We start from the raw sequence: 21,455 nt of genomic DNA, 5'->3' as shown, positions 1-21,455 counted from the left end.
GCCCTCTTCGCGAGCAAGCCCGCTCCCACACTTGATCTCAGGTAAGGTCATTCACGCGGCAATAATGCGGTTCTTGCCCTGGCGCTTGGCTTCGTACATGGCCGCATCGGCGCGGGAGAACAGGGTGTCGAGGCTCTGATCTTCGGCGGTAAGGCTGGTCAAGCCTTGGCTGACGGTGATGCCGAAGCTGTTCTCCCCACTGCGGAAAGCCAGGCGCTGAATCTCGCGCTGCAGACGCTCGGCGACTTGCAGGGCCATGTCCGGGGCACAGCCAGGGAACACCGCGGCGAACTCTTCACCACCGATTCGTCCAAACAGATCACCGCGCCTGAGCACGGAGCGTCCGCTTTCGGCGATTTTCTGCAGCACGTTATCGCCTTCCTGATGACCGTAGGTGTCGTTGATCACTTTGAAATCATCGATGTCCAGCAACAGGAACGCCATGGGTGTTCCCTGCAGTCGTGCCTGCTCGAATTCACGGTGAGCGCATTCGAAGAAGTGGCGGCGATTACTGCTCTGAGTCAGCACGTCGGTGGTTGCCAGTCGTTGCAGTTCGCTTTCCAGCAGCTTCTTTTCGGTGATGTCTTCGGCAATGCCCACCACGATCACCGGTTGCCCCGACTCAGCCTTACGGTTGATGAAGCACTTGTCGCTCAGCCAGCGGATCTGGCCATTGGCAGCGATGATGCGGTACTCACGATCTTCCACGGCACCTTTGACCAGTACTTCGGCCAGGCTGCGCTCCGCGTATTCGAGGTCGTCGGGGTAGATTGCATCGCGCCATTCGTTGAAATCAGCCAGCACCAGACCTGCCGGCCGACCGAAGATTCGTTCATAGGCGGGGCTGACATACAGAACTTGTCGGGTTTCCCAGTTAAACGCCCAGAGCACCGCGTTGACGCTGACCAGCAATGAGCTGAATAGCTGCTCACGCTCGCTCAGGCGCGCGACTTCGCCCTGGGCGTGCATCAGCGCCATGAGCGTCTGGGCCGCTTCGGGCCAATGAGGGTGGGACGAATCCTGTAGGTTCTTGTCGACCATCGGCACAAATCTCAAAGAACGTGCACTGCTGTGGATTGGCACGCGCTTGCTCCAAAGCCCGCCAGTATGGCGAAGTGCTCTTTGAGATAAGGGATTCGGGGCGAAGTTCCTTTTCAGGCGACGAAGGGCGTGGTGCAGTGTCGGAGTTGCCGAAGGCTGCGATCTTTCGCTCACGACTTAATTGTCGAGGCGAGATCGCAGCCTCGTTGCACTCGGCAGCTTCAGCGCTGCTTTAAGGGCCGGCACGCTTGTCCAGCGCCTCGGATGGTTTACCCGCTAACGCGGATCTACGTTATCCAGCGCCCGGTTCGCCAGCAACGAACTCAATTCAATCAGCTGCTGAATGCCGAGGGCAAAGTGGCGGCGCGAGCCTTCCAGCTCGAAGGCCAGGTCGCTGACCATCGCATCCGCCGAAGCCAGGGTTTCGCTGAGGTTGGCCAACAGGGACTCGTTGTCGATGTCTTTTACGACGGTGAATAGCTGGCCCGGTTTGGTCGCGTCTTCGGGATTTGCCGGCTTTGGCGATAGATAGAAATCCAGAGCGCGATTGGCGGCTTCGTCGAGCTTTTTGGTTTTGGATTTGGTGCACGGGGGAGCTTGGTCCGCCTCTGGCGGATTCGGGGTAGGCTTGAACATCTGCTGATTACTCCATGGTTAAGCTGCAACCTCTTCTCTACTAAAAGAAGGGTGGCGGCTGTACGCAGGTTAGTAGACCGGGGAGATCAGCATTGCCGGCGCGCCGAAGCGCCCTGCGCACAGCCACCATCAAGAGCAAGGTAGAAATCTGCCTGGATGGAGAGCTCGTACATCTTACTGACACAACCCCGGGCTACTAAACCCGACCACTGATGGGCAGTGGCAGGAAAACGATAGAGCCCGCAGACAAGGCGCACAAGCGGGCGGATTCTGGCGTAGTTGTAGGCAAAGGCGCAAGGATGCATAGCTTGGCGCAAGCGCGGCAGTCGGGCTGTAGGCGCGGTCTGAAGGATGCCTGCAATTTGTGGCGAGAGGCTTTGACGATCGGGCTCATGTGCCGTGCGCTGAGTGCTGCACCTGTTAGTTCTTACAGGTGACGGCCCGTCATGCAGATTGTTAAATCAAGGTCTCGAAGGGCGCTCACGTTGCGTACCCTGTTACCTGATCGAGGACTCTAGAAATGGACACCAAAAGGTCGTGCTACCTGGTAGGTTTGCTCTTTGCGTTTTACCTGCCAGTCACCAGCGCCGATACGGCAACAGCCCCTTCGCTCTCATCTGAGGGCGAAGCGCCAGCGGCCGGTGCGGTCGTGGATGCACCACCTGCGATCAAGACCACGGCGCAGGTTTTGAACAGAAGTAAGGGCGCCATTGTGGTCAGTCAACCAGGTCGAGCGCAGCAAACGCTTGAGCAAACCCAGAGTTATCAAAGCCAGAACTACCCGCAAGTGCCTATCAATATCCTGATTCCCACCAATAGCACGATCAAGTTCATCACCGTAACGGGGCAGAGTGGCGCTTGTACCGTGCCCGTTTGCATCTTTGTTCAATAGCTCAATTCACCCGTAACGAACATCGACGGATGCATCATTCCTCAAGGGAATGCAGCGCATAAAGGCAATGAATTTTTCTTATCGCGACGCGTGACATAGCTTGGTTGGCGGACAGGAGAACCGCCTTGAAATCGTCCCCTCACACCTCAGTTGATAAATTCGATGCTTCTTGCGCCAATGAGTACGGCCGACAGAGCCGTATCGCGCTGGCCGGGTACGACACCTGCCAGGATCTGGCGGCGTGCATGCTGGCGGCGAGCCTTGGGGATCAACGCTCAGCGAACATACTGGCCAGCGCGGGGTGACGTTATCCAGCCTGCGGTTCTTCTGCTGGCGGGTCAGGGCATGCTCATCAAGGCCATTCTCAGACGCTTGATCAGTTTCGGGGTCTTGAGACAATCGGCCGGGCGTTTGTTACCCAGGGCGGGCACGGTCTGCTCCAGCCACCAGAACCCTTCCTTGAGCCCCCTTTTTCCGTAGAGCACCACTGCCATGTCGAGGTTGTCATCCATGGCCTTGGCCAGCGCGCGGGCGTTGTCGTCGAGGTAGTCCTCTTCGTACAGCTGCACGAAACGTTGCCAATCGGCATCGCCGACGTATTCGTCTTCCAGTCCCATTTTTAAAAACCTGCAAAGGAAATCAAGTTGCTGCCGGTCGGGTTTCGCGCCGACGGTGCCAGGATCCCATCATAACCATTGGCCTTGGCCCAGGCGCCGATTTGATGAGTCTGGGTGTACTTGTTGCCGGTAATGCTCTTTAGCGAAACCCCCAGTTGTTTACGCACATCAGCCCGGGTGAGATCCAGGACGTTGTTGAGCTGCACTTTCTTGCTTACCAATACCCGAGTGGACAGGTCCACACCCCAGTGGTTGACTTCGCCCATGGCGGTCTTGCGTGAATTGGCGCCATAGACACCACCCAGTCCGGGGGCGGTGTAACGGTGTCTGGATGCAACGTTCCACTTGTGCGCCGTCCAGGTCGTGCTGATCCGTCCTGGCTCTTCAAAACGATAAACCGTCCGGTTGACCTTGCGGCCCTTAGGTGGTGTCGAGCACTTCATCAAACCCGAGGGGTCGATCCAGCTCACCGGGTTTGGCGCGTACTGGTAGAGGTTCAGCCCACCGGCCAAACCGATGGGGTCCGGTGTGGTAAAGCGACCGATGTCCGGGTCGTAGAAGCGCAGGGTGTTGTAGTGCAGCCCGGTTTCCCTGTCCAGATATTGGCCCTGGAACCGCAGGTTCTGCTCTTCGATGAAATACGGTTCGCGTAGCTCTTCTACGGTGTTGCCCCACACTTGGTAACGGGCCCGCCAAAGCGTGTGCCCGTCGGCTTCCGAGAGCTGTTCGGGCAGTCCGTTGAAGTCGTTGTGGTAGTAACGGATTCTCTGGTGTTCACCCAGGCCGTCGACCCTCGCCAACGGTTCGTGGCTGTCGTCGGCATAGATGTACAGGCTGGTCTGGTTGTCGCGGTGTTCCTGTAACAGTTGCAGCGCATCCCAGGTGAAACGGGTGCGGCTTAGCAGAGTGGCATGGCGGTCGTATTCGGCTTTTTCGATACGCCGACCCAGCGGGTCATAGGTCATTTTCACGACCGAGCCATTATCGTTGCTAACCTCCACCAAACGCTGTTCGGCGTCGTAGCGCATCCGCTGGACGCCATGCCGGGCGCTGCGCTTTTCCACCATGCGGCCGAAGCCGTCATAGCGGTAGCGCTTGTCCTGATAGGTCAGCAACCGGTTATGAGCGACCCGTCCAGTGCCCAGGCTATCGAGCAAGTTGGCGGCCGGATCATAGGCGAAGCCTTCACGCTGGCCCTGGAGGTTGTCCTGGCTGGCGAGAATGCGTGCGGTGGCGTCGTAGTGCAGCAATTGGCGATGAGAGGCATCAGGCTGGCTGTCGAAGCGTTCTACCAGTTGATCGCTGCTGTCATAGCCAAACAGCGATTGCGCCGCCGGCGGCAACAGTGCGGACTGACCCTGCTGCCGACGTTGGCGTGCGCGCAGGCGACCGCTGCGGTCGTATTCGCTACGGGTGCTGAGGCGGCCTTGGGTGCGCAGCACTTCACGGTGCAGGCGGTCGCGTTCGAAGTCGCTGATGACTTGGCCGTCAAGGTTGATCTGGTGCAGGTGGCCGCTGCCGTAATGCAAGCGGTTCAGCCAGCGGCCGTCGGGGAGCTGGGTTTGGGTCAGGTTGCCGAGCTCGTCATAGCGATGTTCAAGGTTTCCGGCCCAGCTCTGCTCGGCAATCAGTTGTCCCAGGGCGTCATAGCTGAAGCCCAGGCTTTGTTGTTCGCCGCTCTGGTGGGTGAAGGTGATGGCGTTGACTTGGTCGAGCGCGTCATAACGGTACTCGGTGCGGCCGTCTTGGGTGATCTTGGCCACCAGCCGGCCCATCGCATCGCGTTCCAGTTCGTGGACGATTGGTGCTTGCGGCGAGAGGTCCAGGTCGATGCTGCCGGGCACCGCGAGCGCTTCCACGCGGGTGACGTTGTCCAGCGGGTCGTAGGCATAGCGTTTCAGGCTGCCGTCCAGGCTGTGCTGGGCAGTCAAGCGGTCGCCAGCGTCCCAGGCAAACCGGTAGCACTCACCGTTTTCGTTGGTCAGCGCCAGCAGCCGACCGTAGTTGTCGTAGCTCAGCTCTACCCGGCGACCATGAGCATCGGTACGCACGCGCAGTTGCCCGTTCAGGGTGTGCTGAAAATGCGTGGTGTGCCCGGCGGGGTCGCTGTAGCCGATCAACTGGCCGCTCGCATCGCGCTGGTATTGCTCGCTACGTCCGTCCGGTAATTGCTTGGTCAGCAGCCTGCCTTGGTCGTCATAGCTGAAACGCGTCCGTTCCCCCAAAGCGTCGGTGCTGCTGAGCAACAACCCGCGTTCGCAATAACTGAACCGCGTGGTGTAGCCGGAACAATCAGTGTGTTCGCTGAGCTGGCCAAGGGGCGTCCAACGCATGGTTTTGCGTTTGCCGGTGGCGTCGACAACTTCCACCACCTGACCGTGGGCGTCATGACGATAGCGGGTGACGTTGCCCAACGGATCGGTTTCGCGAATGCGGTTGCCACGCGAGTCATAGCGGTACTGCCAGGTATTGCCCGCGGCATCGGTTTCGGTCAGGGGCAGCGCCCAGTGTTCGAGCCACAGTGTTGACTCGCTACGTCCGAGGGGGTCAGACGTCTGGCAAAGGTTACCCGCCTCGTCATAACTGAATTGATGCTGTCCGCCGTTGGGGGCGGTCGCCGCCACCAACTGGCTTTCGTCGTTCCACTCGAAGACCCAGGTACGGTCCAGGGCGTCGGTGGCTTCGGTGATCTGATACCGACTATCCCAGCGACGGGTGCTGACACGGTTCAAACCGTCGGTGATACGCGTAGTCCCGGCAGTCAGGTCGTAGTCAAAGGTGTAAGTGTCGCCCGCCTCGGTCCAGTGGCGAACAACCCGCCATTCTCGCTTTTCGATCAGGGCCCATTCGTAAAAGCAGCGCAGCCCGGTGGGCAGTTGGTGTTCAACCATGCGCCGGCCGGCATCGTAGGCGTAGCGGCGTTTCACGTGGCCGTTGGATTGACGGACCTGGGCCAAATCACCCTGGGCGTCGTAATCGTAGTGCATCAGCACTTCACGACGTTGATCCGCGTAAAGCCGGTCTATCCGGCTGACCCGTTGCGGCCAGCGTTTGTGGTACGCCAGCGCGATGCTGGTCAGGTCGAAGGTGTCTCGTAGCTGCACCAACCGACCTGTGTCGTCGTAGTCGAGGTAGATGCGGTTGTCATTGCGGTCGCCCAACTGACTCAAGCGCAGCTGCGATGCACGGCCCGGGGTGGGTTCGAACAGCCGGTAAAGGCCGTCCGAGCTGTCGATCAGCAATTGGCCATTGGCATGCCGTCGTACGCTGAGCCCTTCACCGGCACTGAACACGGCGCCGCCCAGAGGGATGGAGCCCATGTCGATACGCCGGCCCTGCTCATCGGTGTAGACCAGCGTCTCACCGCCCTCGGGGTGAGGCAAGATATCGACGCGCACCTCGTAGGCCACGCTCCAGCCCGCACCGAACACGCCTTCGTGACGCTCGTCGCGGCTGTTGTAAAAGCGTTGCCAGTCGATTGGCAAGATGCCGGGCAGGACGAAGTCCATCTCCTCGACATCGCCCAGAACTTTGGCGCCGGTGGCGGCGTGCACCGGGTTCGACGAGCCCATGGTAGCGTTGGCCGCGGCGCCCATCGCGCTGCTGACCGCCATCGACGCTGCGCCGCTCACCAGCATGCACGGCAGGTTACTCAAGAACTTGCCTTTGCCGCCCTTGAGCATCAGCAGCGCGGTGACTGCCAGACCGACGCCTGGGGTCTTGCCGCTGCGGATTTCGCGCACCACCACCGAGCCGCCGCCAATGGTGACGTCGGGTGAAATCAGCCCGGATGACACGACCTTGGCATCGCAGGTGCTGCGGTCGCCGCTGCGTACGGCGGGCTGGCCGTTGATGGTGACTTTGTCCGAGCCTTCGGCCATGAACTGCGGCGGCATCGGTGGGTGCTTGGTGCAGATCACCAGGTCTTCCGGCCGGGTCTCTGTGCCGGGGGCGGGTGTGGCGACGGTGGGACGCCACATCTGCGAGAAGAAGTTGCCGGCCATGTCCAGGTAGCTGGGCTCGGCCTCTTCTTCCGGCTCAGGCATGTCCAGTTCGGTGCCGGCGGGTGCGACATGGGAAACAACCGCCCCCGCGGCGCGGGCCGAGGGGATGTTGTTGGTGAAGGTGTCCTTGGAGCCGGTGAGGATGTTGGCCTGCACCGTGGGCGGAAAGAGCGCGTTGCCGATGCCTTCGCAGATATTACTCAGGCCTTTGTCGGCCCCGGTCTTGCTCATGGCAAGGCCCACGACCGCGCCCACCACCGCGCCGAGCAGGAAGCAACCCAAGCCACCCGTGGCGACGGTGATACCGGTGGCGGCCACCACGGCAGCGGTCGCCAGGGCGGTGATGGCGATGTTCGCCGCCACTTCCAGCACGCCGCCGAGGATGTCGGCCATCATCGAGGTGTGGTTCAGTGCGTCGCCCAGGCGAGCGGCCCAGAGCGCGTCAGACATGCAGTTGGCTCATCACGCCGGAACGTCAAACAACAACGAGCCCTTGATCGTCGCCCAATGCGCCGCCTCAGCATCACCGAGCTTCTCGGCCTTCACGTAGCTCAAGGCAAGCATCTTGCGCGTGCCGGGCAGTACCAGGGCGAGCTGAAACTGGAAGACCTTTTCGTTGCCCTTGTTGAACTGGCTGCGCAGCTCGACGCCTTCGACTTCCTGGTTGGCGCCCAGGCGCACGGCGACGCCCGGTTGAGCGCGCAAGTCCTGGACCTGTTTTTCCAGGCGCTTGAGCTGGTCGTCGAGGTTGCTCTGCAGGGTTTCGCCGTCGGCCAGCAAGCTGCGGCTGACGATCAACGAGGTGCCCAGTTCAGGGAACTTGAGGATGTTGATCGTGGCGTCCAGCAATTCGCTTTCCGGCAGCTGGAACTGGAATTCATTGATGCGGTAAGTCATGGCACTTAAATCTCGTGGTTAGCCCTTGGGGAACGCGGCAGCGATGTTGGCGTCGATGCTCGCCTTGACGCCCTGGCCGTCGGGCGTGGCACCGGGGCCGCCGCCGTTGTTCAGGTGCAGCACGCCGCCGGTGTTGAATTCGGCATCGCCGCTGGCATAGAAACTGATTTGCACGCCGGTCAAATTGATCTGGCCGCTGGCGTTGAGCTCCAGGATGCTTTCGCCGCACACCAGGCGCAGGTTCTCGCCCACTTCAATGACGTAGCTCTGGCTGATGCTGTCGGTCTTGCGCAGGCCCACCGACAGGATGTCTTCCTGCTTGACGATGCGCAGGCGGTTGTTGCCGATGGTCACCGTCTCGTTGTGGCCGATGCTCTTGTTGCGGTCGTGGCCCACCGAGTGGCTTTCATCCACCTCCACCACGATGTCCTGGTTGCGCTCGGCATGGATATACAACTGCTCGGCGCCTTTTTTGTCTTCCATGCGGATTTCGTTGAAATTCGCTGGCGTACCGCCCTTGCTCGAACGGCTTTTCATGCCGCTCTGGGTGGCGTTTGCGGGCAGGTCATAAGGCACGGTCTGTTCGGCGTTGTAGACGCGACCGGTGATGATCGGTCGGTCGGGGTCGCCTTCGAGGAAGCTGACAATCACTTCCTGGCCAATGCGCGGGATCTGCATCGAGCCCCAGTTTTTCCCGGCCCAGGACTGTGACACGCGAATCCAGCACGAGCTGTTTTCGTTGGACTGGTCGTGACGGTCCCAGTAGAAATGCACCTTCACCCGGCCGAACTGATCGGTCCAGATTTCCTCGCCCTTGGGGCCGACCACCAACGCGGTCTGCGGGCCTTTGACGATGGGGCGATGGGTGGTGGGCAGCGGCCGGTAGCTTTGTTGAGCGGCGATGCAGGTCAGGCTGCTTTCGAACTGGGCCGAAGGCGCGCCGCCGCCGGTTTCACCGCTTTCCTGGGACACGTAATAGCGGGCGCCGACGATCAGGTATTCGCGGTTCTGGTCCTGGCGAGTGAAGCCGGTGAGGCTGAACAGGTGGCCCGAGCCCAGGCCCCGGGCGTTGCCGGCCAGCTCCACTTGCTCGTGCAGGGTCTGCAAGGCTTCGATGCGGGTGCGGGCGTAGTGTTCGCCGTCCTGGCTCTGCACATAGGTGCCGGGGTAGTCGTACAGCGGATAGTCGCCGGCGGTGTGCGGGCGCGGCATGGCCGAACGCACGTCGATGCGCGCGCTGGGGCGCTGGAAGTCGTAGTCGTTGAGTTCCAGCGAGCCGGGCTGCACTTCCTGGGCCAGGTGCCAGTCGTGGATATGGTCGCGCTCGCGCTGCTGTTCGTTTTTCGGGTAGTAGGGCACCGAACCGTAGCCGGGCACCGTGGTGTGGGCGCCATAGGCGTCGGCCAGCACCAATACATGGCGGCCCTGTTCGTGGCGGAAGAAGTAGTAGATCCCTTCCTGCTCCATCAGGCGGCTGACGAAATCGAAGCTGGTTTCGCGATACTGCACGCAGTATTCCCACTCGCGATAGGGGCGGCTGAGGGCGTCTTCGAAGTCGGAGAAGCCCAGGTCGCGAAACACCTGCTTGATGATCTGCGGGATGGTCAGGTTCTGGAAAATCCGGCAATCGGAGGTACGGGTCAGCAGCCATAGCCAGGGCCGCAAGGTCGCCTGGTAACTGGCGAACTGGCCTTGGTCAACGTTCTGGCTGAAGCGCGAAACGATGCCGTGGAAATGCCGCTCGCCGCCGCCGTCCAGTTGCAGGCTCACGCACATGGGTTTGCCGAGCACCTGGTTGAGGTCGATGGCGTTGTCCAGCGAGTGCAACTGCAACTCGTAGTTGAACAGCCGCCCCAGCTCTTCGCCGCCGCCCATGTCCTTGAGCAACAGTACCTCAGGTCCCAGGGGGCTGGTGATTTTGGCCAGGCGTGAGGCTTGGTTGAATAACATCAATTATCCCTTGTTACTGCCTTGTTTCCCCGTAGGAGCTGTCGAGCAACGCGAGGCTGCGATCTTTGCTCAGACCCTTGAGTCTCAAGCGGAAGATCAAAAGATCGCAGCCTTCGGCAGCTCCTACATGGGCGGGTTTGACCTTAGGCCGCGTCGCTGAAATCGTACTGCAATTCATTGTCCCGGGCGCTGATCCGCACGCCGGCCAGCGCCTTGCCTTCGAGCATGCGAGTGAGGAACTCGCGGCTCATGTCCGGCAGCAGGCTGTTGGTCAGGATGGCGTCGATCATGCGTCCGCCGCTTTCGGTTTCGGTGCAGCGCGAGACGATCAGGTCGATCACCGCATCGTCGTAGTCGAAAGCGACTTTGTGGGTGTTCTCCACGCGTTTTTTGATGCGGTTGAGTTGCAGGCGGGTGATGGCTTTGAGCATCTCGTCGCTGAGCGGGTAGTACGGAATGGTCACCAGGCGCCCGAGCAGGGCCGGCGGGAAAATTTCCAGCAGCGGCTGGCGCAGGGCCTTGGCGATTTCTTCCGGCTCCGGCACGTTCTGCGGGTCTTTGCAGACCTGGGCAATCAGCTCGGTGCCAGCGTTGGTGGTCAGCAGGATCAAGGTGTTCTTGAAGTCGATCACCCGGCCTTCGCCGTCCTCCATCACGCCTTTGTCGAACACTTGGAAGAAGATTTCATGCACGTCCGGGTGGGCTTTTTCCACCTCGTCCAGCAGCACCACGCTGTAGGGTTTGCGCCGCACGGCTTCGGTCAACACGCCGCCTTCGCCGTAGCCGATGTAACCCGGTGGCGCGCCCTTGAGGGTGGACACGGTGTGGGCTTCCTGGAACTCGCTCATGTTGATGGTGATGACGTTCTGCTCGCCGCCGTACATGGCTTCGGCCAGGGCCAGGGCGGTTTCGGTCTTGCCCACGCCGGAGGTGCCGGCGAGCATGAACACGCCAATGGGTTTGCTCGGGTTGTCCAGGCCGGCGCGGGAGGTCTGGATGCGCTTGGCGATCATCTGCAAGGCGTGGTCCTGACCGATGATGCGGTTTTTCAGGTGCTGGTCGAGGTTGAGCACCGTTTCCAGTTCGTTGCGGGCCATGCGGCCCACCGGGATACCGGTCCAGTCGGCGACCACCGAGGCCACGGCCTGGTAGTCCACGGTCGGCAGAATCAATGGGGTTTCGCCTTGCAGAGCGCTCAGGCGCTGTTGCAGGTCAACCAGTTGCTCGCGCAGGGCGTGGCTGGTTTCGCTACCGTCCTCGCTGTCCACCACGCCGACACGCTCGCGCAAGGTGGCGCGGGTGGCGAGCAACTCGTCCACCAGGGCTTTCTCTTCGGCCCAACGGCTTTCCAGCTCGGCCAGGCGTTCGCGTTCAGCGCTTAGCAAGTTCTCGCTCTGGGTTTGGCGGGTGCCGATGGCGATGCCGATGGCGTGCTCACGGGCGATGATTTGCAGCTCGGTTTCCAGCGCTTCGATGCGCCGACGGCTATCGTCCACTTCGGCCGGCACCGCGTGCAGGCTGATGGCGACGCGGGCGCAGGCGGTGTCCAGCAGGCTCACGGATTTGTCCGGCAACTGGCGCGCCGGGATGTAGCGGTGCGACAGTTTGACCGAGGCTTCCAGGGCTTCGTCGAGGATCTGTACCTGGTGGTGTTTTTCCATGGTCGAGGCCACGCCGCGCATCATCAGCAGCGCTTTGTCCTCGGAAGGCTCGGCGACTTGCACCACCTGGAAACGCCGGGTCAGGGCCGGGTCTTTTTCGATGTGCTTCTTGTACTCGGCCCAGGTCGTGGCGGCCACGGTGCGCAGGGTGCCGCGCGCCAGGGCCGGCTTGAGCAGGTTGGCCGCGTCGCCCGTACCGGCAGCGCCACCGGCACCCACCAGGGTATGGGCTTCGTCGATGAACAAAATGATCGGTTTGGGCGACGCCTGGACGTCTTCGATGACCTGGCGCAGGCGCTGTTCGAACTCGCCTTTCATGCTCGCGCCGGCCTGCAGCAGGCCGACATCGAGGCTGCGCAGTTCCACGTCCTTGAGCGATGGCGGCACATCACCGGCGACGATGCGCAGGGCAAAGCCTTCGACCACGGCGGTCTTGCCCACGCCGGCTTCACCAGTGAGGATCGGGTTGTTCTGCCGGCGGCGCATGAGGATATCCACCAGTTGGCGGATCTCTTCGTCGCGACCGACGATGGGGTCGAGCTTGCCGCTGCGGGCCTGTTCGGTGAGGTCGACGGTGAAGCGCTTGAGGGCTTCCAGTTTGCCCATGGCACTGGGGGACATGGCGCCACTGGCCTCGCCCGGTACGGCACCGGCGTTGAAACCGTCGCTAGCGGTCAGAGCGTTTTCCGGGGAGTCACCGACGTATTCGTCAAAGCGCTCGCTCAAGGCCTCGACCTTGACCTTGTCGAACTCCGACGACAGCCCCAGCAATGCATGGCGCAGGCTTGGCGTCTTGAGAATACCCAGCACCAGATAACCGGTGCGCACCTGGCTTTCGCCGAACATCAGGCTGCCGTAGACCCAACCGCGCTCCACGGCTTCTTCAACGTGGGAAGACAGGTCGGTGATGGAGGTCGAGCCCCGTGGCAAGCGGTCCAAGGCTTCGGTCAGGTCGCGGGCCAGGCGCGCCGGCTCGATATTGAACTGGCGGATGATGCGGTGCAGGTCCGAGTCCTGCAGCTGCAGCAACTGATGAAACCAGTGGGCCAGTTCCACGTAGGGGTTACCGCGCAACTTGCAGAACACGGTGGCGGCTTCGATGGCTTTGTAGGCCACGCTGTTGAGTTTGCCGAACAACGCGGCGCGACTGATTTCACCCATGCTCATGGCTCCTTGAGGTCTGTGAGGTGTTGGCCTGTTCGGCGTAATGCCGGGCCAGTATTAAATCCTTGGCATCTGTTTCGGGGCGTCCCAACCAGGTGTTGAACCCCAGGCGCAAACGACCGTTGAGTTGCAGCGCCGGTACTTCGGGTTGTTCCAGGATCAGGTTCAGGTCCCAGTCCAGTTCATGGCCCAGATATTCGGCGACCCAGGCCACCAGCTCGTTGAAGGGTTGGCTGCCGGGCAACATGCCCATGTAGTCATCGAGCTTGAGTGGCCCCAGGCGAATGCGGAATTTGTGCTGGCGATCCCACACGTAGCGGCCCAGGCAAAAGTCCACGCCCAACTGATGGGCGCTGACGCCCACGCGGCTGCGTTCTGGCAGTTCCAGCCATTGGCCGACGTATTCTTCGATTTCCACCGGCAGGCCGAAGTACTCGCTGATGATGGCTTTCAAACCGTCCGGGTAGCGGGTTTGGGCTGATAAGTGGCCGCTGTAGTGCAGTTTCGCCGTGTCAGGAATCAGCCCTTGCTTGAGCAGGCTCGGCATGCCCCGACCACTGAGGGCGGCCAGGCGTGCCGACCAATAGTCGTCGTCCGGGCGATCATGGCTGACCGTTGGCCGCGCTTCGGCCCAGGCCCGGTAGAACAGGCTGAGCAGGCGATGGTGGAACACGTCGAGGAAACGTTTGCTGGTGCTGTCGGCGTTGTTGCGCTGGCGTTCGCGCACGTATTCGGTGATGTGCAGCGGCAGCGGGCCGTTGGGGCCGCCGAGGCCGAAGAAGAACTGTTCCAGGCGCGCCGGCGCACCGTCGAGGCCCGGTTGCACCGAGGCCAGGGTCGCCGGGGCGAAGGTGCATTCGGCCTGTTGCCCCAGGCGCAGCGGGTCATCGGCCAGGCGTAATGAATGGCCCAGACGCGGCAGTTCGGGGGATTCGCACTCGATACGCCGCAAGGCCTGGAAGAAGTCGTATTCCCAGGGCTCCTGGTGCATCGCGTCCAGGGTACTCAAAGGGTCGGACGACGTCCGGGCTTGGCTTTCCATCGCATGATCTCGCCGCGTTCGGTGGTACGGATCACCGTCTCGGTAAAACTGTTGATCGACACGTAGCGTGCCAGGAAGCGCTCGAACACCGCGCCGAGCAAAAACACCCCGGTGCCGCGAAACGCGTTTTCATCAAATTCCAGGGTGATTTCCAGGCCACGACCAAACACGATCGGGCCGGGCATCGGCAAGCGTCGAGTGCAGGCCTTGCTGCTGACTTCGCGCAGGCCTTCGATCTGCAACTGCAGCGCTGCATCGTTGCTGTCGCCGTACAGGCGCAGCAGTTCGCGCAGGGCAGCGGCGCCCTGGCCTTGCTCGCTCAGGGACAGGTAGTTGAGCGACAGTTGGCTGATCAGGCGCCAGGCCTTGGCGTCATGGGCATGGCTGGCCCGTGGCCGACTGGGACCTGCTACGCAGCGGATTGCACCCACGGGCGCGCTGTCGGCCAACGTGAAATCGGTCTTGCCATTGCCCACGCTCATGAACAGTGGCAGGTCGCGGTTGGTGCACAGCGCCGTCACGCCCAGTTGGCGCAGGTCGTGGCGATAGGGCGCCTGCTGGCTGTCCACCAGGCTGACGAAGGTTTCGCTACCCACGTAGGTCGAGCGCGGGCCGTTGCGTCGCTGGTCGCTGGATAACACTCGCGGCTCACGTCGTACTGTGTAGTAGGCCTGGTCGCGCCCGTAACGTGACGGATCGCGCACGGCATAGAACGGCAGGAACGGCTGCTCCGGCCCGGTGCCGTGGCCGGTGAGGCCGGTCAGCGAATGCACTTCGAAATCCATCGGGCGGGTGCGGTCGGCAATGACGTGATGTTCGTTGACCCGCTCCGAGAGGTGGATGCGATCCAGGCGCTTGGGGAACAGGTTGATCGCTGGGGTGCAGAACGGCAGAAACTGAGCGGCGCCAACGCTGCCCTCCAGGCTCGGGTCGTGACGGTCGAACAGCACGATCAGCTCCAGCTCCTGACCGTCGCAGCGCTTGACCGCGCGGCTCAATTGCGTGAAGTCGACGAACAGGAACCGATGGGGCAGGGCGAAGTATTCCTGCAACAAGCGATAGCCCTGGAAGGCGCGTGAGACCACGGGCAGCGCGGCATCGGCATCGTCGAAACCCCGCGAGCACAGCGCGTCCTGGGGCAAGCGTTCAACCCAATCGCCGCCGGGCTTGCGGGCGAACACCGCGCAAGCATTGCTCAGCAGTTGTTCGTAGAGGCGGAAGGGCTGTTCGTCGGCACCGCTGAGGTACAGCGGCAGGTTGTCCAGGGGCAGGCTGTTGAACGGCAGTTCGGCACCTGTACGCAGGGTCAGGCGCAGGCCGGCCTTGGCCTTAGGCTCGCTGGCGGCCAGGCGTCCGAGCACGGCGGACGGGTTGCCGAAGTATTCGGCCTGGCTGACCTGCAGCGGCCACAACGTCACCGCGTGGGCGGTGCGGTACTCGCAGCAGGTCTGGGTTTCACGCCCCAGGGCGGCGCGCAGGACGGTGTCCCGGGGCAGCGCAAAGCCTGCGCTCAGCGAGCCCTCATCGGGATCGGTCTGCAGTTGCACCACGGTCATCGACGGCGTGGGCGCCAGATAGTGGGGGTAGGCGATTTCCAGCAGGTTATGGGTGAAGGTCGGGTACTCGGCATCGAGCTTGAGCTGCACCCGCGCTGTCAGGTAGGCGAAGCCTTCCAGCAAACGTTCGACGTACGGGTCGGCGCAGTCCATCCCGGACAACGTCAGCCGACTGGCGATCTTGGGGTATTCCTTGGCGAACTCCGCCGCGCTTTCGCGCACATGGTGCAGTTCCTGGTTGTACAGCTCCAGCAGGCGCGGGTTCATGGGCGTCTCCGCTGGTCGGCATGGACAACGCGCACGTGGCCGGTTTCCAGGTCCAGATCGGTTTGCAGCATCAGACGCAGCGGCACGGGCTGCGCCCAGAGGTCACCCTCAATCTCGAAACTCAAGGCGTTGTGGTTCATTTCGGCGGTTGCTCGGGCTCGCACCCGCAGTGTGTGGCGCAAGATGCGCGGTTCGAACGTGGCGATGGCCTGGTGGATCAGCGCTTCGAGGGCCGGCAGGTCGACGTTCGACGCGCTGTTGCCGGCCAGCGCCGGCAACCCGAAATTGACCACAGACGTGCCTGCCGGGGTGTGCAGCGTGGCATCGGCATCGAGCAACGAAGTGGTGTTGAGTAACCACGCCAGGTCGCGCAGCACCGAGGCTTTCAACTGGGTGAGCGACAACACGCGCTTGTCGGCGCTTTCCTTGAGGTTGCTCGGGTCGTCGTCGGTCAACCGGTCCAGCAGGGACGGTTGCAGGCGATCGCGGGTGGCGATTTCGGTTACCAAGTGAAAAGGCCCGTGTAGTCTTTCTGATCGCCTGCACCGCGCAGGCAACTACCCGTGCGAGCGATTATCGAGGGTTCGAGTTGTCCGTTGATCTGGCGTATGGCGCGATACTCGGATCGACACTCAGGACTGTCCTCAGCCGTTGTCGTCAAATGAATAACGATGACAATGGGCACCTTGCCGAAGGTCTCGACATGCGATTTGCCTTGTCTGTCGACGGTGAATTGGCAGGGCCATGGCAAGTCGAGTGGCATTAGGGTCTGGTCTGGTTTGCGTAGCGCGCAGCGTTGTTGGTCATTCACCAGGGTTAACTGTTGCCCGTCCATCGAGACCACTTGATTCACCGCTGCGGCTGGCGTCGCCGGTGCAGCTTGCTGCCCGGCACAGGCCGTCAGACTCGAAAGCAAGCAACCCATAAATACTGCGCAATGAGCTTTGATCATAAAAGCTCCCAGAACCAGATCGCCTTGGATCGATAGGACGGATCGTCATACCGGCTAGCGGTAAAGCCACGGTTCCACAGATCGATATGATCGCCGGTGCGACCGTCTAGAGACTCTCCCAGTTGTTGGAAGCAGTCCTTGAAAAAAATAAGGCCTTTTTTGTCCATCAGATTTCGGCGCTCTTCTGCGCTGCCGCCGAGGATAGTTGGACGGCCCAAGTGGTGTTTCCACAACCAATTTGCCAGCGACTCAGCCCCCCGCGCATGCCCATGCGCACACTTGGGTTCGGTGTAGGTGGACTTGTTGACCTTGATGCTCAGTTCGGTATTGAGCGTGATGCTCATGCGAATCGCGCACTGGTTGGCCCACGGACCGTCGCAAGGTTTCGCGTCAGGGTAGGTCACCAGCAGATCGGAATAGGCTTTCCACAAATTGATAAACGAAGGCTTGGCCATGACTCAGATACCGGGTGGGAAAGGATTGGATTCGAGCAAGCACCAAACACCCCCGGCGCGTGGCACCGGGGGCGTGTTCGATCACACCTTGACGTTCTGGCGGATGTTCCAGCCGAACTTGACCGGGCCGCCTTCCTTGGTGCCGTCGGCTTTTTGCGGCTGATAGTCGACCATCACCTTGGCGAAGTTCAGGGTGACGTTTTCGGTCAGGCGATCATCGTTGCCCGAGCCGCCGGTGCTCAGGGAGGTGATCAGCACTTCTTCCAGGTTGATGATCATGTACTCGACCTGGCTTTCACCGCCGGCCTTGCGCACGGTCAGCTTGACCTTGTCGATGTGCTTGCCGCTTGCGCAATGCATCATCAGGTTGGGCGATGCCTTGTCGACGAACTTGGTCAGCGACAGGTCCTGCACGTTGACCTTGCCCGCACCACCGCCACTGCCCACGTGCATGTTGCCGGACTGGGACATGCCCCAGCTCCAGTTCAGGACATCGATCTCGTCCTTGTGGGCCTTGTCCATGGACTCGCCCTTGATGTCGCCGATCTTGATGAAAATATCAACAGCCATGTTTTCTCCCTGTGTGGTCTCTACCACATTGTTTGATTGACGCCGACCTTGCGAAATCTATTGTGCTGAACGGGGCGCAAGCTGATCTCCAAACCGCTGAAGATCCCCTGTGGGAGCGAGCCTGCTCGCGATAGCGGCGTGTCAGGCAACGCAGGTGGCGACTGATCCGCTATCGCGAGCAGGCTCGCTCCCACATGTTTACCGCGTACCGTTCAACAGGTTTTTACGCACCCTTGGCCGAAGGCAGTTTCGATACCAGGCGCAGCGACACGGTCAGCCCTTCGAGCTGGTAGTGCGGGCGCAGGTAGAACTTGGAGTTGTAGTACCCCGGGTTGCCTTCGACTTCCTCGACGATGACCTCGGCGGCGGCCAGTGGGTGCTGGGCCTTGGTGGTCTCGGTGGAGTGCGCCGGGTCACCGTCGACGTAGTTGAGGATCCAGTCCTGCAACCAGCGCTGCATTTCGTCCTTCTCTTTGAAGGAACCGATCTTGTCGCGCACGATGCACTTGAGGTAATGGGCGAAGCGGCAGGTGGCGAACAGGTACGGCAGGCGCGCGGCCAGGTTGGCGTTGGCGGTGGCGTCCGGGTCGTCGTATTCGGCCGGTTTCTGCAATGACTGGGCGCCGATGAACGCGGCGAAGTCGGTGTTTTTCTTGTGCAGCAGCGGCATGAAACCGTTCTTCGCCAGCTCCGCTTCACGGCGGTCCGAAATGGCGATTTCGGTCGGGCACTTCATGTCCACGCCGCCGTCATCGGTAGGGAAGGTGTGGGCTGGCAGGTTTTCCACTTCACCGCCAGATTCCACGCCACGGATGCGCGAGCACCAGCCGAAGTGTTTGAACGAACGGTTGATGTTCACCGCCATCGCATAAGCGGCGTTGGCCCAGGTGTACTTGGAGCTGTCGGCGCCGTCGGTATTTTCTTCGAAGGCGAAGGCTTCCACCGGGTCGGTCTTGGCGCCGTATGGCAGGCGCGCCAGGAAGCGCGGCATGGTCAGGCCGATGTAGCGCGAGTCTTCCGATTCACGCAGCGAACGCCAGCCGGCATATTCCGGCGTGGTGAAGATCTTGGTCAGGTCGCGCGGATTCGACAGTTCCTGCCACGAGCCCATGCCCATCACGGTCGGCGATGCGGCGGCAATGAACGGCGAGTGCATGGCGGCGCAGACTTTCGACAGCTCGCCCAGCAGCTCCACGTCGGGTGGCGACTGGTCGAAGTAGTAGTCGCCCACCAGGCAACCGTACGGTTCACCGCCGAACTGGCCGTATTCTTCTTCGTACATCTTCTTGAAGATCGGGCTCTGGTCCCACGCGGTGCCCTTGAATTTCTTCAGGGTCTTGTGCAGGTCGGTCTTGGAGATGTTGAGCACGCGGATCTTGAGCTGCTCATCGCTCTCGGTGTTGTTGACCAGGTAGTGCAGGCCACGCCAGGCGCTTTCCAGCTGCTGGAAGTCGGGGTGATGGATGACCTGGTTGACCTGGGCGGTGAGCTTGGCGTCGATGGCGGCTATGATCGATTCGATCGACTTGATGGCGTCGTTGGACACCAGGTCAGTCTGCGCCAGGGCCTGCTCGGCGAGGGTGCGCACGGCGGTTTCGACGGCTTCGCGAGCGCGCTCGGTCTTGGGCTTGAATTCTTGCATCAGCAGCGAGGCGAACTCGCTGGGGACTTCGGTGGTGCCCAGGGCCTGGGACTGATTTTCACGTGCTGATTCGGTCATGATCATTCGTCCTGATTAAGCCTGGGGCTCGTTGTCGGCGGGCTTCGGCGCGCTGGCCAGGGCCTGCAGCAGGGCAGGGTCCTTGATCGCTTTCATGATGATTTCTTCGGCGCCGGTCTTGCCGTCCATGTAGGTCAGCAGGTTGGCCAGTTGGGTGCGCGCTTCGAGCAACTTGTTCAGCGAGTCGACCTTGCGGGCCACGGCCGCAGGGCTGAAGTCGTCCATGCTTTCGAAGGTCAGGTCCAGGCTTAGGTTGCCTTCGCCGGTCAGCTCGTTAGGGACATGGAACGCCACGCGAGGCTGCATGGCCTTGAGGCGCGAGTCGAAATTGTCGACATCGATTTCAAGGAATTTGCGATCGGCCACAGGTGCCAGAGGCTCGGCGGGCTTGCCGGCCAGGTCCGCCATCACCCCCATGACAAAGGGCAACTGGACCTTTTTCTCGGCGCCGTAGAGCTCGACGTCGTACTCGATCTGCACTCGAGGCGCACGGTTGCGCGCGATGAATTTCTGAGAACTTTGCTTCGCCACGTTGCTGCTCCTGGTCGCTTGAGCGACGGTGTTGGCGTCATCGGGGGTGCCGGTGACGTGACTGCGTGATCCGTTCGCTTTTATTCGCTGTCTGGGCCGCGCAGGTTTTCAAATTGACTCATGCCGTCGGGAATCAGGTTGCGCACGATGGTCGCAAAGTCGGCGTTCACCAGAATCTTGGCCCGATTCAACAGCACCGGCAGCGGGCTGGAGGGCTCTTGACGGGCGTAGTAAGCGAGAATCCGGTCCAGGCTGCGCAGCACGTCGTCGCGGCTGTTGATTTCGCCAGGGGCGGCGCTGCGTGGCGCGCTCGCGCTTGGCGCGGTGGCGTGTTCAACCGGCGCGGCGTTGTCGTCGCCGCTGATGACATCGGGCAGGGCGCTGTCGCCGCTCTGTGGGGCGAACTGGCCAAGGATCTGCAGGGCCATCTTGAGCGGTTGCTTCAGCGGGCCAAGGTCCACGCCTTGGGCAGAACCGACTTGATCGCTGACCTGTTGCTCGATGGCTTCGGCGGCTGCGCGAGCTTGCAACAGGGCGTCGCGGGTGATTTCCAGCTGCTCGGGATCACTGTCGAGCAGGGCTCCGGCGAGCTGTTCGGCGCCGAGGCTTTCATTCGGGAAACTTTGCAGGCCGCTGGCATTGGCGGCGGCGCGCAGGCTCACGGCACCGAAGGTGCGCGAGCGGGCCAGGATGCTTTCGCGCAGCAGGCCAATGGTGATATCGGATGTCAGGCCGGCGAGGGCGTTGATGCGCACGGTGGGATCGTTGTCGTCCTCGGCGTCCAGGCGCGGATGCAGCTCGGCCCAGTACTGCTTGAGCAATTCGCTGATCAGCGTCAACACGCGGGCCAGGCCCGGTATGCCTTCCAGGGCCAGGGAACTTTGCAGTAGGAAATGGGTGATGCGCAGGTCTTTGCTGCGTTGCAGCAGGTCCAGGCTTTGCTGCTGGATGCTGCGCCACTCAGGGGGTTCGGCAGGCAATATCGAATCGCCCATGCTGCGCTCGGGCTGACCTTGGGAATCGCGTTCCAGGCGCAAGAAATCCGCGTCATATTCCAAATCTTCACCGCACGGCGAAGTTGCGGATACAGCGGCGAGCAGCAGAGGCACATCCACTTCGTTCGATCTCCCTATCGCCCGCTGAATAACTCGGGCAGTGCACACGCAAGTTCCGAATAGAACTTCACATGTTCCTTGAGGCTAATGGCCCTTTAGATGCTGAATGATCTTAAAGTGCCATCACCTATATTCAAGAAGTTGTGCATTTTTGGTGTAGTACTTATCGCTTGTCAAGGTAAGCTATTTCCCCTGTGTGACAGTTGTGAGGCGCTTAACAACCTGCGCGACCAGTAGGTCAAGGCAGGCACTGATGCAGGTTTTTTGTCATGCAGGCGGGTTAATATCAGCAATCATGCTGGCAAAAAGCCGTTTCGCAGTCGGTTGCAAAGGTTTGCCGACGAGTCGTTCGGGCGTAGATCCCGGCACTCGATCGCATGCGCAA

General features: G+C 61.4%; 17 protein-coding genes and 1 pseudogene. 2 read left to right on the top strand and 16 right to left on the bottom strand.

What is annotated here, in order from left to right; genetic code table 11:
• Nucleotides 1-51 precede the first annotated feature (51 nt).
• Both BM132_RS02780 and BM132_RS02775 read right to left on the bottom strand, forming a co-directional pair.
• A complete protein-coding gene (locus BM132_RS02780) occupies nucleotides 52-1,041 on the bottom strand; it encodes a GGDEF domain-containing protein (protein ID WP_092403295.1) in 990 nt (329 codons plus the stop codon).
• A 276-nt stretch (nucleotides 1,042-1,317) separates the two neighbouring features.
• Nucleotides 1,318-1,677 carry a DUF6124 family protein gene (locus tag BM132_RS02775; protein ID WP_092403297.1) on the bottom strand — a complete coding sequence of 120 codons (360 nt, stop codon included), beginning with the start codon at nucleotides 1,675-1,677 and terminating at the stop codon, nucleotides 1,318-1,320.
• Between the two features lie 520 nt (nucleotides 1,678-2,197).
• Between BM132_RS02775 and BM132_RS02770 the strand changes: the two genes are divergently transcribed.
• Nucleotides 2,198-2,569, top strand: a complete 372-nt coding sequence (locus tag BM132_RS02770; protein WP_092403299.1) for a hypothetical protein — start codon at nucleotides 2,198-2,200, stop codon at nucleotides 2,567-2,569.
• Nucleotides 2,570-2,694: 125 nt separating this feature from the next.
• Nucleotides 2,695-2,859: pseudogene (locus BM132_RS02765) on the top strand (SAM-dependent methyltransferase); the annotation flags it as partial.
• A gap of 48 nt (nucleotides 2,860-2,907) precedes the next feature.
• Here the strand turns inward: BM132_RS02765 and BM132_RS02760 are convergent.
• The 14 genes from BM132_RS02760 to tssA all read right to left on the bottom strand — a co-directional run bounded on the left by BM132_RS02760 (nucleotide 2,908) and on the right by tssA (nucleotide 21,070).
• Nucleotides 2,908-3,186: a hypothetical protein gene (locus tag BM132_RS02760; protein WP_092452996.1), complete on the bottom strand. Its 279-nt coding sequence runs from the start codon at nucleotides 3,184-3,186 to the stop codon at nucleotides 2,908-2,910.
• A 2-nt stretch (nucleotides 3,187-3,188) separates the two neighbouring features.
• Nucleotides 3,189-7,640, bottom strand: a complete 4,452-nt coding sequence (locus tag BM132_RS02755; RefSeq protein ID WP_092452993.1) for an RHS repeat-associated core domain-containing protein — start codon at nucleotides 7,638-7,640, stop codon at nucleotides 3,189-3,191.
• Nucleotides 7,641-7,652: 12 nt separating this feature from the next.
• Nucleotides 7,653-8,087, bottom strand: a complete 435-nt coding sequence (locus BM132_RS02750; RefSeq protein WP_092403347.1) for a DcrB-related protein — start codon at nucleotides 8,085-8,087, stop codon at nucleotides 7,653-7,655.
• Nucleotides 8,088-8,105: 18 nt separating this feature from the next.
• Entirely contained in the window at nucleotides 8,106-10,037 is a 1,932-nt protein-coding gene (gene tssI, locus BM132_RS02745) for a type VI secretion system Vgr family protein (RefSeq protein ID WP_092452990.1), read from the bottom strand.
• A gap of 143 nt (nucleotides 10,038-10,180) precedes the next feature.
• Nucleotides 10,181-12,859 (bottom strand): type VI secretion system ATPase TssH, encoded by a 2,679-nt coding sequence (tssH, locus tag BM132_RS02740; RefSeq protein ID WP_092403351.1) that lies wholly within the window; start codon nucleotides 12,857-12,859, stop codon nucleotides 10,181-10,183.
• Nucleotides 12,852-13,904 (bottom strand): type VI secretion system baseplate subunit TssG, encoded by a 1,053-nt coding sequence (tssG, locus tag BM132_RS02735; RefSeq protein WP_092452987.1) that lies wholly within the window; start codon nucleotides 13,902-13,904, stop codon nucleotides 12,852-12,854. Before tssG ends, tssH begins: the two co-directional genes overlap by 8 nt.
• Nucleotides 13,868-15,727: a type VI secretion system baseplate subunit TssF gene (gene tssF, locus BM132_RS02730; RefSeq protein ID WP_092403355.1), complete on the bottom strand. Its 1,860-nt coding sequence runs from the start codon at nucleotides 15,725-15,727 to the stop codon at nucleotides 13,868-13,870. The genes tssG and tssF overlap by 37 nt, the downstream gene beginning before the upstream one ends.
• On the bottom strand, nucleotides 15,724-16,236 hold the full coding sequence (gene tssE, locus BM132_RS02725) for a type VI secretion system baseplate subunit TssE (protein WP_092403357.1): 513 nt from the start codon (nucleotides 16,234-16,236) through the stop codon (nucleotides 15,724-15,726). The genes tssF and tssE overlap by 4 nt, the downstream gene beginning before the upstream one ends.
• Nucleotides 16,230-16,679, bottom strand: a complete 450-nt coding sequence (locus BM132_RS02720) for a hypothetical protein (RefSeq protein WP_092452984.1) — start codon at nucleotides 16,677-16,679, stop codon at nucleotides 16,230-16,232. The genes tssE and BM132_RS02720 overlap by 7 nt, the downstream gene beginning before the upstream one ends.
• Complete coding sequence (locus tag BM132_RS02715) at nucleotides 16,676-17,134, bottom strand: type VI secretion system amidase effector protein Tae4 (protein WP_092403361.1); 459 nt, start codon at nucleotides 17,132-17,134, stop codon at nucleotides 16,676-16,678. The genes BM132_RS02720 and BM132_RS02715 overlap by 4 nt, the downstream gene beginning before the upstream one ends.
• Before the next feature lie 81 nt (nucleotides 17,135-17,215).
• Nucleotides 17,216-17,704: an Hcp family type VI secretion system effector gene (locus tag BM132_RS02710; RefSeq protein ID WP_047226771.1), complete on the bottom strand. Its 489-nt coding sequence runs from the start codon at nucleotides 17,702-17,704 to the stop codon at nucleotides 17,216-17,218.
• Between the two features lie 223 nt (nucleotides 17,705-17,927).
• Nucleotides 17,928-19,424 carry a type VI secretion system contractile sheath large subunit gene (gene tssC / locus BM132_RS02705; RefSeq protein ID WP_092403363.1) on the bottom strand — a complete coding sequence of 499 codons (1,497 nt, stop codon included), beginning with the start codon at nucleotides 19,422-19,424 and terminating at the stop codon, nucleotides 17,928-17,930.
• A gap of 15 nt (nucleotides 19,425-19,439) precedes the next feature.
• Nucleotides 19,440-19,955 carry a type VI secretion system contractile sheath small subunit gene (gene tssB / locus BM132_RS02700; RefSeq protein WP_092403365.1) on the bottom strand — a complete coding sequence of 172 codons (516 nt, stop codon included), beginning with the start codon at nucleotides 19,953-19,955 and terminating at the stop codon, nucleotides 19,440-19,442.
• 80 nt (nucleotides 19,956-20,035) lie between these two features.
• A complete protein-coding gene (gene tssA, locus BM132_RS02695; RefSeq protein ID WP_092403367.1) occupies nucleotides 20,036-21,070 on the bottom strand; it encodes a type VI secretion system protein TssA in 1,035 nt (344 codons plus the stop codon).
• Between the last annotated feature and the right edge of the window lie 385 nt (nucleotides 21,071-21,455).

The organism is Pseudomonas sp. NFACC45 (assembly GCF_900113505.1).
In the GTDB taxonomy this organism is placed as follows: domain Bacteria; phylum Pseudomonadota; class Gammaproteobacteria; order Pseudomonadales; family Pseudomonadaceae; genus Aquipseudomonas; species Aquipseudomonas tehranensis.
Note: the sequence above shows the minus strand (reverse complement) of the source record. Positions and strands in the feature narration are given on the sequence as shown.

Coding starts and splice junctions, on each gene's coding strand:
- BM132_RS02780 (WP_092403295.1), bottom strand. CDS start 1,041: ATGGTCGACAAGAACCTACAGGATTCGTCCCACCCTCATTGGCCCGAA.
- BM132_RS02775 (WP_092403297.1), bottom strand. CDS start 1,677: ATGTTCAAGCCTACCCCGAATCCGCCAGAGGCGGACCAAGCTCCCCCG.
- BM132_RS02770 (WP_092403299.1), top strand. CDS start 2,198: ATGGACACCAAAAGGTCGTGCTACCTGGTAGGTTTGCTCTTTGCGTTT.
- BM132_RS02760 (WP_092452996.1), bottom strand. CDS start 3,186: ATGGGACTGGAAGACGAATACGTCGGCGATGCCGATTGGCAACGTTTC.
- BM132_RS02755 (WP_092452993.1), bottom strand. CDS start 7,640: ATGTCTGACGCGCTCTGGGCCGCTCGCCTGGGCGACGCACTGAACCAC.
- BM132_RS02750 (WP_092403347.1), bottom strand. CDS start 8,087: ATGACTTACCGCATCAATGAATTCCAGTTCCAGCTGCCGGAAAGCGAA.
- tssI (WP_092452990.1), bottom strand. CDS start 10,037: ATGTTATTCAACCAAGCCTCACGCCTGGCCAAAATCACCAGCCCCCTG.
- tssH (WP_092403351.1), bottom strand. CDS start 12,859: ATGGGTGAAATCAGTCGCGCCGCGTTGTTCGGCAAACTCAACAGCGTG.
- tssG (WP_092452987.1), bottom strand. CDS start 13,904: ATGGAAAGCCAAGCCCGGACGTCGTCCGACCCTTTGAGTACCCTGGAC.
- tssF (WP_092403355.1), bottom strand. CDS start 15,727: ATGAACCCGCGCCTGCTGGAGCTGTACAACCAGGAACTGCACCATGTG.
- BM132_RS02720 (WP_092452984.1), bottom strand. CDS start 16,679: ATGATCAAAGCTCATTGCGCAGTATTTATGGGTTGCTTGCTTTCGAGT.
- BM132_RS02715 (WP_092403361.1), bottom strand. CDS start 17,134: ATGGCCAAGCCTTCGTTTATCAATTTGTGGAAAGCCTATTCCGATCTG.
- BM132_RS02710 (WP_047226771.1), bottom strand. CDS start 17,704: ATGGCTGTTGATATTTTCATCAAGATCGGCGACATCAAGGGCGAGTCC.
- tssC (WP_092403363.1), bottom strand. CDS start 19,424: ATGACCGAATCAGCACGTGAAAATCAGTCCCAGGCCCTGGGCACCACC.